Here is a 13,062-nt window from a genome sequence, read left to right on the forward strand (position 1 = left end):
GCGTTATAATGAACAGGATTTACAAATTTTGCTCATCGGAGATTACGCATTGCATTTTACTGAACTTGGGATTGATACACGCCTCGAAAAACAACTTGCGCATCAAGGCATCACCCAGCCCACTGACATTCAAGCTCACGCGGTACCAACAGCTATCGCAGGCCATGATATTTTTGCACAGTCAAAAACAGGATCGGGCAAAACGCTGGCGTTTTTATTACCTGCTGTACAGCGCGTAATGAAACAAAAAGCACTCAGTAAACGCGACCCTCGCGTTTTAATCGTTGCGCCTACCCGCGAATTAGCAACCCAAGTGTACAGCCAATTAAGGCTATTAATTGCTGGTACAAATATTAGTGCTGTAAAAGTACTGGGTGGTGAAAACTTTAATGACCAAATAAAGGCTCTTCGTAAAGATCCACATTTTGTGGTGGGCACACCGGGTCGTTTAGCTGACCATTTGAGTCAACGCTCATTACAGCTTTCAGGGTTAGAACTGTTAATTTTTGATGAAGCTGACCGTATTCTAGATTTAGGTTTTACCGATCAGGTTAAAATGATTAACGAGCTTGCTGATCACCGTTTACGCCAAACGTTATTGTTTTCTGCAACTCTTGACCATGCACAAGTTGATGCCCTGTCACGTAACCTTTTACGTTCGCCAAAACAAATTCTGTTAAGTGCTTCTAACGAGCAACATAGTGACATTACCCAGCAACTTTATTTAGCTGATCACTTAGATCACAAAGAAGCTCTACTTGAGCACTTTGTAAAACAAGACAATGTTGGCCAGTGCATTATTTTCACCGCAACACGTGCCGACACTCAACGTTTAAGCCAGCTATTAAATGATAAAGGCTTTAAAGCGCAAGCGCTTGCGGGTGACTTAACACAGGCTAAGCGCCTTGAAATTATGGACGCCTTTAGCCGTGAAAACTTTAAAATCTTAATCACCACCGATGTTGCATCGCGTGGTCTTGATTTATTAAGCGTGACTCACGTTATTAATTTTGACCTACCAAAACATGCTGAAGAATATGTGCATCGTATTGGTCGTACTGGTCGCGCAGGCTTTAAAGGAACTGCTATTTCGTTAGTAGGCCCGAAAGATTGGCCAAGCTACAAAGCAATTAAAGCATTTTTAAATGATGAATTAAGCTTTTTCACCGTTGACGGCCTTGTTGGTAAATTTAAAGGCCTGCGTGAGAAAAAACCAAACACTGTTTGGAAAAAAGCAGAGAAAAAAGTGGCTGCTAAACCTGCAAAACCAAAACGCAAAGCAGCCCCTAAAAAGCCAAAAGCCCCTATTCAAGCACCAATTGATGTAGATGGTTTTGCTCCAATGCGCCGTAAGAAAAAGCCAGAACAGGAATAACAATGAGTATTTTAGGAACCACACAAACCCTTTTCGTTAACGAAATGTCTAACGAAGGTGCTTATTTAGATGGCCGTGATTTAGGCGAAGTATTCTTACCAAGCAAAGAAATTGATTACGAACTAGAAGCTGGCGACAGCGTGCAAGTATTCATTTACTTAGATCACGCAGGTCACCCAACTGGCACTACAAAAAAACCTTTAGCTGAAGTAGGCGAATTTGCCCTACTACGTGTTAAAGCAATCAATAGCACCGGTGCGTTTATGGATTGGGGCCTCGAAAAAGACGTACTAGCGCCATACAACGAACAAAAGCCAAAAATGAAAGACGGCTTTTCGTATCTTGTACGTTTATACCTCGATAACGCCAGCCAACGTATTTGTGCATCGAGCAATTTTAATAAATTTTTATCAAAAGAAGAACCAACTTACTCTGTAATGGAAGAAGTTGACTTAATCGTTGCCGGTAAAACAGACCTAGGCTACAAAGTACTTGTAAACGAAGCTCACATTGGCGTTGTTTATTACAACACGGTATTTAAAAAGCTGTTTGTTGGCCAACGCTTAAAAGGCTTTATTCAAAAAGTACGTGAAGACGGTAAAATCGACGTACTACTTGAAAAGCCAGGTATGGGTAAAGTAAACGACTTAGGCGAAAAAATCTTAGCTAAATTAAAAGCCGAAGGCGGCGTACTTCACTTAGGCGATAAGTCAGACCCAGAAGCAATTAAAAAGACTTTCTCAACCAGTAAAGCAAACTACAAAAAAGCCATTGGCGGTTTGTTTAAGCAAGGTTTGATTGATATTGAAGCGACATCGATTAGATTGAAATAAGTTGCTAGTTAACAAAGTATGAAGTATCCAAAAAGAGTAAAGTGAAGGCTTTACTCTTTTTTTATTCTTATTGGTTTTGTGAGCTTTAACGTGTGGGCACCGTAAATTTTCTAACGCTAATCTGAGCTAATTCTATTTAGATCTGAAGAGGGACTACTTCGGATGAAGAGCATAAATATGTAACGTCACTTCAGAAGCAATAAAACAGTGAATTATAATTAACGAAAAAACTTAGCAAAGCAATTTATATTTTCTTATTAGATATTTTTATCTACTTTAATTAATATTTAAAAAGTTTCTATAACTTGGGTGAACGGACCAAGTTATATCATTATCCTTATTCGCTTGAGAATAAAAAAGGTCTGGATCGTCAGAGTAAAACGTAAAATTTTGTTGGTTATCAGGCAACTTTGAAATTAACCCCGTTTTATACATAAAGTGTCCTAAATCAATTGGAGCAATGTAAGGTTTCCCATCTATGTGTGGTATATCAGATGCCGCTCTACCTTTAACAAATTTCGTATCAAACACAATTTCTAAATCAGAAAGTTTATATTCTTTTTGCCCAGCTCTCAAAGAATCAATAAGATTTTCAAGCTCTGGAAATTGATGAATATGCTCTTTTATTAAATCATCACGCCTATTTTGACCAAACTTAGTTAAAATTTCATTTATTTGCTTCAATGATACTTTGCATCGACTTTTATGTGCTTGGTTAGCCGCCATCCGACATAGTTGGCCCATAGACCTTGGTCGATGATTAGAGAATGCATTTATAGCATCAAAAACAGGCCGCTCTTTACCTGACCATTTAATGGGAGATAAGAAGACTAACCCAATTAGTTTATTATAATCTTTGTCAAGTTTATATTTAGCTTCAAGGGATTCGGGATGTTTTCTTTTTACGTAGGATAATATTTTTTTAGCTAACATGTCTCTCATTTGCCGTTTAGTCCACGCAATATTAATTATGTACTGATCCCATTTATCTAAATCTTCTACATGTCTTAAATTAGTCCAAACATCAGATCGTACAGTAGTTCTAATATTCAGATTTTTTACGTCATGGCATAGACTTCTTATTGCACTAAAAAAAGAACTGATTCGATGTTGATAATCTTCACTATCAATATATTTAGCATCAATATCATCAACCAAAACCCAAATTTTCTTATCGCTATTAGCCTCTAAGTAATTAGTTAATAAGCGTTCAAGGTTTTCAGGTTTGAAACCCGTAGCTTCTACTGACATTAACGGAATCTTTCCTTTGATTCTTGATATTAGCCCACCAATCAGGTTTTTACTTTTCATTCCTTCTAACTCTGAAATTTCTACCATTGAAATCTCATCACTAGTGAAAGCAAAATTTAATTTTTTCCCAATGTGGATATTTATCTCTTTACATATAATTTGCTTCCAGTAATTTTCTAAATAAGCAGGATCTTTTCCTGCAAAATCACCTAACCCTAAAAGTGAATTTCCAGTAACCCTAACAACTATTGGCTTTCCCAACTCTTCTTTATTTGTTAAATCAAAATCCAACTTTGATAGTAGCGTGGACTTTCCCATTCCTTTGCGCGCACTAACTACACTTAAACGATTATCTACATCATAAAATTCATCAAAATCATCATTTTCAATGAAATAAGAATTTAGCACCTCTTGTAATTCATCTTCACCTGCGTCATTACCAAATAATGACTTATCATTCAGTTTAATTCTTAACATTTATTATAATTTCCCTATCAATTACTTGTGATTTTTAAAAAATAGTATCAAATTGTTTAGCTAATAATTTCATCTAAACATACCGTTGTAAATAGATAATTAAGATTACATATGACTATTCCCGTCATTTATCATAATAACTTTACCTAAGAATGTTATAGTTACAATATAAAGATTTTAATTAGTCAGGTTAAAGTCAAAGTAAAGTATTTCACTTTATTGGCTCCCAAAATCTTCTTCTCGCTTGTAATTAAGTTTCCTAACCTGAAATTCGAAAACCTAATTAATATAAAATTTAAAATTGGATAAAATCAATCTGCTTGAGTAAAATTTATAAACCATAAACATTAAAAAACATCATCGTAGTCGTGCAATCGAAGTCTTTATATTACTAATTAACTCCACAGGAACACTAAAACAGTTTAGTTATTGTAGATTTTAGCTTGTGAGGATACAGCAAGATATAGAAATTGGACCAGTAAAAAGTTGTTGGCCTAAATCTGTATAATGAAACACCAAAAAATTATTTGTATGCGTTTATGATATTGCAATTAGTTCTATTTCACGACCCTAATAAAAGGTGGTAGACGGCGTCCATTTACAATTTGAGTCTCTTGCTCAAGAAACTCTTTTCGAGCATTATCCAATAAACCTTCTAATGTATTAAGGAAATACTCTGAAAGTTGTTCAATAGTTTGAGCCTTAAGTTCGTTGTCATCAGGGACTGGCAATTCATTAAAATGCTGAGTTACTTCTGCAACACTAGATGGTATTTCTACATAATATTTCTCTTTTGTTCCATCTGGTAACTCAACCTCAAAGCCACTTCCTCCCAGTTGATCTCCAATAAAAAAACCAACGGTTCCTGGCGGCTGCTTATATTTAGAGATCATATCAGAGGAAAAGTTATGGATACGCGCAGATGAAGAAACTGGTAAGCGTCCCTGTTTTTCTAGTTCATTTCGTAGCTTTACAAAATATTTCATCACGACATCTTGCTTCATAGATTCTTGGTGAGGTTCATACCAACTATCAAATCTATCTTTACCAACAACTGACTTTAGATTTTGAAGAACAAAAGTTACAGAACGGCCAAATACAATAAGGTTCCTTAAACCAGTAAAACGTCTAACCTTATTTTTTGAAACTAAGTCGTCAAAACCATGTTTTGCCGTTTCTAGAGTTTGTTCAGTTCGGACTAAAACTTCATTAATAGTTTCCATATTCCCTCATATTAATAACTATTTAGCTTAGTGGGACAAGTAGTATTTATTGAGTAACTACTTGTGAGACTGCGCTGCCACCAGTTCGATATGACTTTGTTGGTGGTCTATATGCTATATAAATTGCTTTTTAGAGGCTTATAGTTTCCTAGCTAGTTTAATAACTTTAACTAATGCTCTGTAAGATTTACCTGTACAACTTAGTAAATATTATCTATACATTACACCTAAATTAGGCTGAATAAGCAACTATATTCTTACATGTATAAAGGCTCCTTTCTTATCAGTTAAGTAAGTACCTAATTTATTCTAAGTATTTCTTCACAAACAAAAAGAGCATTGTATATAGCGCGATATAAATCACGCTTACAATGCTCTTTAGAGACTATTTTAAAATAACGAGGTTATTTTAGTGAGTCGTTAATTTCTTTTAGTGTTGCAACTGGGTCTGCCGATTGGGTGATTGGGCGGCCTACAACTAAAAAATCGCTGCCATCTTCAACGGCTTGTTTTGGTGTCATGATGCGCTTTTGGTCGCCTGCATCGCTGCCTGCAGGGCGAATACCTGGAGTAACCAGTTTAAAGTCTGCGCCAAGTTCTGCTTTAAGCTTTTTCGCTTCTTGTGCTGAGCACACTACCCCATCAAGGCCTGATTCTTTGGCAAGGTTTGCTAAGTAAATTACTTGCTCTTCTGGTGTTTTATCTACACCTAAACGAGTAAGCTCTGCGGCATCCATACTGGTTAGTACTGTTACTGCAATTAGTAACGGTGCGTCATCACCAAACTGCTCTAAAGCTTGTTTTGCTTTAGTCATCATTTCAACGCCACCAGAGGCATGTACGTTAACCATCCACACACCCATTTTTGCAGCCGCTGTTACAGCTTTAGCCACCGTATTTGGAATATCGTGAAATTTTAGGTCTAAGAATACATCAAAACCTAAGTCGATTAGTTCCTTAACAAAGCTAGGACCAAAATACGTGAACATTTCTTTGCCTACTTTAAGGCGACACGTATCAGGCGATAATTGCTTTACAAACGCAAGAGCTGTTTGTTGATCATCATAATCAAGGGCAATTAATACTTTTTTTGAATCTTCGACAGACATAACTTTCCTAAAAACTAATGGACTAATATGAATTAAAAACCGTCTATGCCACGGCTTGGAACAATTGTTTCCCAGTGCTTACAAGATGGACATACCCAATAAATGGTATGACTGGTAAAGCCACAGTGTTGGCACTGAAAATCAGGTTTGGTTGCGATATAAGACGTAACTAGCTTATCAATTTGATCGAGTACATCTTTAATATCGTTGTTTTGTTTAGCTAGTAGCTGTAATAAAAAGCTAAAGCCACGAATAGTTGGGTGACGCTTTAAACTATCCGTTAAAAATTTAATTGCTTGCTCGATGTGCCCTTGCTCAAGTAAAGCTTGGCAGTGTTTTATTTTTATTAATACGCCACCTTTATCGAGCAGTTCATTGAGTAATTCGTAAAACTGATGCGTTAAATTGAGCTTTTGATAACTCAGTGCTAATTCTTCAATAAATACCGGCGCAAAAAACGTGAATTGGCTAATCAGCTCGCGCCAGTAGTAAATTGCTTTTACATAATCTTCTTTGGTGAAAGCACTATGGCCAAGCTCATACAGTGGGCGAATGGCTTTGTGGTTTAAGCTAATGGCTTTACGCATAATTTGCGTATCGTTATCTTGTAAGGCTGCTTCACAGTAAAAATTGGCAATCGCTTTTACATGCTGAGGTTTAGTGAACAATTCACTGTGGGCCTCGTACATGTTAATGCCCTTTTCCCATTCACGGGTTTGTGAATAAAGATTAATAATTGGCTCTAAGGCTTCTTTATAGCCTGCCTTAACAAGCCATACTAAATGCTCTTCTGCACCATCTAACAAGCCTGCCATAATGTAATCTTCAGCAAGTTCTAAGCGGCTGGTTGCAGCTTGTTGGTCATCAAGACTTGGATGTTTTAATAGCAGCTCATGAATTTTAATAGCGCGATCAAGTTCGCCACGGCGGCGGAACATAGTTGCAAGCGTTGAATAGTGTTCAACAGAATCAGCGGCAACTTCGAGTAGATTAATAAGGTGCTCTAAGCCTTGGTCTTCTTCTCTGTCTAAGAGAAATTTAAGGCCTTTAGAATATTCAGAGGTAATTTGGCGATTAAGCTGATGAGCTTGGTTTTTAGCGCTGTTTTTACCCATTATCCAACCGTAACCGGCTGCAACGGGTAAAAGTAAAAACAGAAGCTCAATCATAATTAGGTGTCTTTATTAGCAACAAGCTTTTTATTGTTTTTTTCAGGCGCTAATTTTTTCTTTAAGCGATAATTTTGCCACTTTAACTGAGAAAACAGTGTAAAGCTTATAAAACAACCAATTGCGACACCTAAAATAAAGCAGATACTTATTACAACAGCTAAGGGCAAAGTATTACTGGCGATTAAATAATTGATTTGCACCAATTGTGGATTCTGTGAACCAAGTACAAACGCAATAAATAAACACAGCGCAATTAATACAATTTTTAATACCCTAAACAAGTAACTACTCCTGTATAAAACTAGGCAATACTCGCATTTACGCGGTCACGTAATTCTTTACCTGGTTTAAAATGTGGTACGTGCTTACCGTCTAACTCAACTGTTTCGCCAGTCTTTGGATTACGACCTGTGCGAGGAGAACGATAATGCAATGAGAAACTTCCAAAGCCACGGATCTCGATGCGATCTGAGCTAGATAATGAGCCGGCCATTTGTTCAAGAATTTCTTTAACGGCATTTTCAACATCTTTCACAGGGATGTGTGCGTGTTGCTCGGCAAGTTGTTCTATCAATTCTGACTTAGTCATAGCGTTTCCTTAAAGAGTGGTAAAGGAAGGGCAAAACTGCCCTTCCAATTTTAAAAGACTAGATATTAGTCTTTTTGAGCATTTTTGAATGCTGCAGCCATAGCGTTTTCGAACGCTGGCTCTTCTTTCTTAAGCTTCTCTAGTACTTCTTTCTCTTCTGCTTCGAAAAGAGCTTTAACAGATAAGCTTAAAGTGCGGTTCTTACGATCAACACCAACGTATTTCGCTTCGATTTCGTCGCCTGCAGAAACTACAGTAGTAGCATCTTCAACACGCTCTTGAGCGATATCAGCTACACGGATGTAACCTTCAACGCCTTCGATTAGCTCAACAGTTGCGCCTTTCGCATCAACTTCAGTCACTTTACCTTTAACAATAGCACCTTTTTTGTTTGCGTCCAGGTAGTTATTGAATGGGTCAGCTTCGATTTGTTTAACGCCTAGAGAGATACGCTCACGCTCTGGGTCAACTTGTAATACGATAGCAGTGATTTCGTCGCCTTTCTTGAATTCACGTACAGCTTCTTCGCCTGGCGTGTTCCAAGAAATGTCTGAAAGGTGAACAAGACCGTCAATACCGCCTTCAAGACCGATGAAGATACCGAAGTCAGTGATTGATTTGATCTTACCAGTAACTTGGTCGCCTTTGTTTTGTAGACGAGCAAATTCTTGCCATGGGTTAGCAATACATTGCTTAAGACCAAGAGAAATACGACGACGCTCTTCGTCGATTTCAAGAACCATAACTTCAACAGTGTCACCTAGTGAAACAACTTTTGAAGGGTGGATGTTCTTGTTAGTCCAATCCATTTCAGAAACGTGTACTAGACCTTCTACGCCTTCTTCGATTTCAACGAAACAACCGTAGTCAGTAAGGTTAGTTACACGACCAGAAAGCTTAGAACCTTCTGGGTAACGACCAGCGATAGCTGCCCATGGATCTTCGCCAAGCTGTTTAAGGCCTAGAGATACACGAGTCTTTTCTTTGTCGAATTTAAGAACTTTAACTGCGATTTCGTCGCCAACATTAACGATTTCTGAAGGGTGCTTAACACGCTTCCACGCCATGTCTGTGATGTGTAGTAGACCGTCAACACCACCAAGGTCAACGAACGCACCGTAGTCTGTAAGGTTCTTAACGATACCTTTAACTTCTTGACCTTCAACAAGGTTAGCAAGAAGTTCTTCACGCTCTTGTGAGTTCTCTGATTCGATAACTGCACGGCGAGAAACAACAACGTTGTTACGTTTTTGGTCAAGCTTGATTACTTTGAACTCAAGCTCTTTACCTTCAAGGTGAGTTGTGTCACGTACTGGACGAACATCAACAAGTGAACCAGGTAGGAAGGCACGGATTGAATCAACTTCAACAGTGAAACCGCCTTTAACTTTACCGTTGATAACACCAGTAACAGTCTCTTGCTCTTCACATGCTTTTTCTAAGCGGATCCACGCTTCGTGACGCTTCGCTTTCTCACGAGAAAGGATAGTTTCACCGAAACCGTCTTCGATTGCGTCTAAAGCAACATCTACTTCGTCGCCAACAGCAACTTCTAGTTCACCAGCAGCATTTTTGAATTGCTCAGCAGGGATTGCACTTTCAGATTTAAGACCAGCATCAACAAGTACGATGTTGTTCTCGATTGAGATAACAGTACCTTTAACGATAGAGCCTTGCTCTGCTTCAAAACCCTTAAGGCTTTCTTCAAATAACTGCGCAAAATTTTCTGACATTATACGTCTCTAAATAATTAAATAACCAATTAGCAACCATGCTGCATGGGGTTGTTAAAATAGCACTAGCTTCCTGCCGGCACCTTAATAAATTACTTTTAAGCTTTTGGAAGCTTTCCTGCAAGTACTGCTTCGTTGAGTAAAGTTACAACTTTATCAAACACTTGCATTGCATTAAGCTCGCTAGTATCGAGCTCAATGGCGTCTTCTGCAGGAACAAGCGGCGCAACTTCACGCGTCATATCACGGTGATCGCGAGCTTTTATGTCCTCAAGTAGACCACTTAGTGTAACATCAAGACCGCGTTCGTTCAACTCAGCAAAGCGACGACGAGCGCGCTCTTCAGCTGATGCGGTTAAATAAATCTTCAATGGTGCATCAGGGAACACAACTGTGCCCATGTCACGACCATCGGCAATTAAGCCGCTCTCAGTACGAAACGCACGTTGACGACGTAATAATGCTTCTCTCACCCGTGGTAATGCAGCAATCTTTGATGCCGCAGCACCCACTTCTTCGTTACGAATTGTGGTTGTGACGTCTTCGCCTTCCAATACAATTTTAGAAGTATGCGTTTGGCTATCGACCAAAAACTGCACATCTAAGTTTGCAGCTAGCGGTACTAGCGCATCTTCATTATCTAGTTCAATTTGATGATGAAGCGCTGCAAGTGACAGCACACGGTAAATCGCTCCACTGTCTAATACATCCCAACCTAATTTCTCGGCTAACAAGCGACAAACAGTTCCTTTACCTGAACCACTTGGGCCATCGATGGTGATTACGGGCATTGATAACGCCTGCATTTATAACCTCCTGCAATGCACACCAAAATAAAACCGCGATATTATACGCCAGTTCTAGAAATAGATCCGCATTTAGAATGTAACTTTTTATATTTTCTTCTGTTTTATTGACTTGAGACAGACTCTAGTACTTTGAAAAACGTTGGAAAAGTTTTGTATGTACACTTAGGATCGTTAATGGTTATCGGCTTTCCGCCAACGGCAACCATTGCAAAACACATGGCAATACGGTGATCGTTATAGGTATCAATCGCTACATCGTTAAATGTGTCTGGTGGTGTAATTTCGATGAAATCTTCACCTTCAACCACTTCTGCACCAACTTTACGAAGCTCAGTCGCCATGGCATATAGGCGATCTGTTTCTTTTACACGCCAGTTATAGATATTACGAATAGCTGTTTTACCTTTAGCAAAAAGCGCAACAGTGGCTAGTGTCATTGCCGCATCTGGAATTGCATTGGCATCAATATCGACAGCGTTTAGCTCGCCTTTACGAACCACCAGCTTTTCATCATACCAATCGATTTTGGCGCCTACTTGCTCCATAACTTTGGCAAAACCAATATCACCTTGAACAGATGCCGCACCTACCCCGTTAATTTCAATTTCGCCACCTGCTATTGCAGCCGCCGCAACAAAATAAGAGGCGCTTGATGCATCACCTTCAACCATAATGCGCTCAAGTGCTTGATACTGCTGACAGCCTTTAACGTAAAATGTTTCGTAATTGTCATGGCTTACTGTAACGCCAAAACGCTTCATTACATCTAGGGTAATGTCAATGTAAGGCTTTGATACCAGTGTACCTTTAATGGTAATTTCTGTATCGCCATTAAATAATGGTGCTGCCATTAGTAACGCTGTTAAGAACTGGCTAGAAATGCTGCCATCAATTGCAACTTTGCCACCGTTGATTTTGCCGCCTTTAATGGCCAGTGGTGGATAATCTTTATGCTTAAGGTATTCAACATCACCACCCAGTGCTTGCAGTGCATCTACCAAATGGCCAATTGGGCGCTCTTCCATGCGAGGCTCGCCCACCAGCTGGTACTCGCCTTCTACAGCTGCTAAAACGGCTGTAAGTGGACGATAAGCAGTACCGGCATTACCTAAAAATAAAGGCTCGCTCGGAGTTTTAAATTTACCTGCAACACCCTCTACGGTGGCCACTGTTTTATCTTCATTAAGCGAAACATTTACGCCTAAAAGATTTAATGCACCTAGCATGTGACGAATATCATCACTATCTAATAGGTTTTCAACAACCGTTGTGCCCTCTGCAAGAGCAGCAAGCAGTAAGATACGGTTTGATAAGCTTTTTGAGCCTGGTAGTGTCACACTACCATTTACCTTTGTAATCGGTTCAAGACGAAGCTGTTCCATAATTAGCTGTTCTCCTTGGCGAATTTTTCCATAAAATTAACCAAGGCTTGAACACCTTCAAGTGGCATCGCATTATAAATGCTTGCGCGCATACCACCGACAATACGGTGACCTTCAAGGGCTAATAAGCCTGCTTCTTTTGACTCACTAATGAATTTATCATTCAGTGATTCGTCGTTTAACCAAAACGGTACGTTCATACGTGAACGGCAATGCTTAGCAACTTTGTTGCTATAAAAATCTGAGCTATCAATGTAGCTGTAAAGAAGTTCTGCTTTTGCGATGTTTTGTTCTTCCATCGCTTTAACGCCGCCGTTTGCTTCAAGCCACTCAAATACTTCAGCAGCTAAATACCACGCAAATGTCGGTGGTGTGTTATACATGCTGCCTTGTTTTGCTTCTAATGCGTAATCAAGAATACCTGGCTTTGCAAGCCCTTCACGCTCTAATAGCGTTTTACGTACAATAACAATCGATAAACCAGATGGGCCAATATTCTTTTGTGCGCCAGCGTAAATAAGATCAAACTGATTTACGTCAAACTCGCGCGATAAAATAGTCGATGACATATCAGCCACAATCGGTGCTGATGGGTGTGATGGTACGTCAAAAATTTCTATGCCATCTACGGTTTCATTCGGACAATAGTGAATGTATGACGCATCAGCTGGTAATTCCCAGCTGCTTGCTGGTTTTATAGAGAACTGGCCATTTTGCTGCTCATCATCACGTACATTGATGCTTTCAACTGCAGTGAATTTTGCCGCTTCTGAAGTAGCCCCTTTAGACCACACACCGTTTTCACAGTACACGGCTGGCTTATCATCAAGGTGAAGATTCAATGGTACAGCACTGAATTGACCACGGCCACCGCCGTGCATAAATAACACTTCAAACTCATCGCTAATATTCATTAAACGACGCAGGCTTGCTTCACATTTAGTGGTAAGCGCTAAAAAGTCGCTGCTGCGATGGCTAATTTCCATCACAGAGACACCTAAACCTTGCCAATCTATAAATTCTTTTTGTGCTTTTTGCATAACTGCCGGCGGTAGCATTGCCGGTCCTGCACAAAAATTATACTTAGTCATTACTTTGCCTCATTCCAG

12 protein-coding genes are annotated in these 13,062 nt (G+C 39.2%); 2 read left to right on the forward strand and 10 right to left on the reverse strand.

Annotated elements, in window-relative coordinates; translation table 11 throughout:
* Positions 1 to 49: 49 nt before the first annotated feature.
* Both AN213_RS02555 and AN213_RS02560 read left to right on the forward strand, forming a co-directional pair.
* Complete coding sequence (locus AN213_RS02555; RefSeq protein WP_054551932.1) at positions 50 to 1,375, forward strand: DEAD/DEAH box helicase; 1,326 nt, start codon at positions 50 to 52, stop codon at positions 1,373 to 1,375.
* A gap of 2 nt (positions 1,376 to 1,377) precedes the next feature.
* Positions 1,378 to 2,208 carry a S1 RNA-binding domain-containing protein gene (locus AN213_RS02560; RefSeq protein WP_055197231.1) on the forward strand — a complete coding sequence of 277 codons (831 nt, stop codon included), beginning with the start codon at positions 1,378 to 1,380 and terminating at the stop codon, positions 2,206 to 2,208.
* A gap of 276 nt (positions 2,209 to 2,484) precedes the next feature.
* On the opposite strand, the gene AN213_RS02565 is transcribed toward AN213_RS02560, so the two are convergent.
* From AN213_RS02565 to serC, 10 genes are all read right to left on the reverse strand, one after another.
* On the reverse strand, positions 2,485 to 3,936 hold the full coding sequence (locus AN213_RS02565) for a P-loop ATPase, Sll1717 family (protein ID WP_055197233.1): 1,452 nt from the start codon (positions 3,934 to 3,936) through the stop codon (positions 2,485 to 2,487).
* 557 nt (positions 3,937 to 4,493) lie between these two features.
* Positions 4,494 to 5,159 carry a hypothetical protein gene (locus AN213_RS02570; protein ID WP_055197235.1) on the reverse strand — a complete coding sequence of 222 codons (666 nt, stop codon included), beginning with the start codon at positions 5,157 to 5,159 and terminating at the stop codon, positions 4,494 to 4,496.
* Between the two features lie 404 nt (positions 5,160 to 5,563).
* Positions 5,564 to 6,268: an orotidine-5'-phosphate decarboxylase gene (pyrF, locus tag AN213_RS02575; protein ID WP_054561549.1), complete on the reverse strand. Its 705-nt coding sequence runs from the start codon at positions 6,266 to 6,268 to the stop codon at positions 5,564 to 5,566.
* Between the two features lie 32 nt (positions 6,269 to 6,300).
* Complete coding sequence (gene lapB, locus AN213_RS02580; protein WP_054561550.1) at positions 6,301 to 7,437, reverse strand: lipopolysaccharide assembly protein LapB; 1,137 nt, start codon at positions 7,435 to 7,437, stop codon at positions 6,301 to 6,303.
* 2 nt (positions 7,438 to 7,439) lie between these two features.
* Positions 7,440 to 7,721, reverse strand: a complete 282-nt coding sequence (locus tag AN213_RS02585) for a lipopolysaccharide assembly protein LapA domain-containing protein (RefSeq protein WP_054551349.1) — start codon at positions 7,719 to 7,721, stop codon at positions 7,440 to 7,442.
* A 20-nt stretch (positions 7,722 to 7,741) separates the two neighbouring features.
* The gene (gene ihfB, locus AN213_RS02590; protein WP_036968575.1) at positions 7,742 to 8,029 is read right to left on the reverse strand and encodes an integration host factor subunit beta; all 288 of its coding nucleotides are present in this window, start codon (positions 8,027 to 8,029) and stop codon (positions 7,742 to 7,744) included.
* Positions 8,030 to 8,094: 65 nt separating this feature from the next.
* Positions 8,095 to 9,762 carry a 30S ribosomal protein S1 gene (rpsA, locus tag AN213_RS02595; RefSeq protein WP_054551350.1) on the reverse strand — a complete coding sequence of 556 codons (1,668 nt, stop codon included), beginning with the start codon at positions 9,760 to 9,762 and terminating at the stop codon, positions 8,095 to 8,097.
* A gap of 98 nt (positions 9,763 to 9,860) precedes the next feature.
* Positions 9,861 to 10,568 carry a (d)CMP kinase gene (gene cmk / locus AN213_RS02600; RefSeq protein WP_055197237.1) on the reverse strand — a complete coding sequence of 236 codons (708 nt, stop codon included), beginning with the start codon at positions 10,566 to 10,568 and terminating at the stop codon, positions 9,861 to 9,863.
* Positions 10,569 to 10,672: 104 nt separating this feature from the next.
* A complete protein-coding gene (gene aroA / locus AN213_RS02605) occupies positions 10,673 to 11,953 on the reverse strand; it encodes a 3-phosphoshikimate 1-carboxyvinyltransferase (protein ID WP_055197239.1) in 1,281 nt (426 codons plus the stop codon).
* A gap of 2 nt (positions 11,954 to 11,955) precedes the next feature.
* Entirely contained in the window at positions 11,956 to 13,044 is a 1,089-nt protein-coding gene (gene serC, locus AN213_RS02610) for a 3-phosphoserine/phosphohydroxythreonine transaminase (protein WP_054561553.1), read from the reverse strand.
* Positions 13,045 to 13,062 lie beyond the last annotated feature (18 nt).

Origin of the sequence: Pseudoalteromonas sp. P1-8 (assembly GCF_001399985.1) — a bacterium.
In the GTDB taxonomy this organism is placed as follows: Bacteria; Pseudomonadota; Gammaproteobacteria; order Enterobacterales; family Alteromonadaceae; genus Pseudoalteromonas.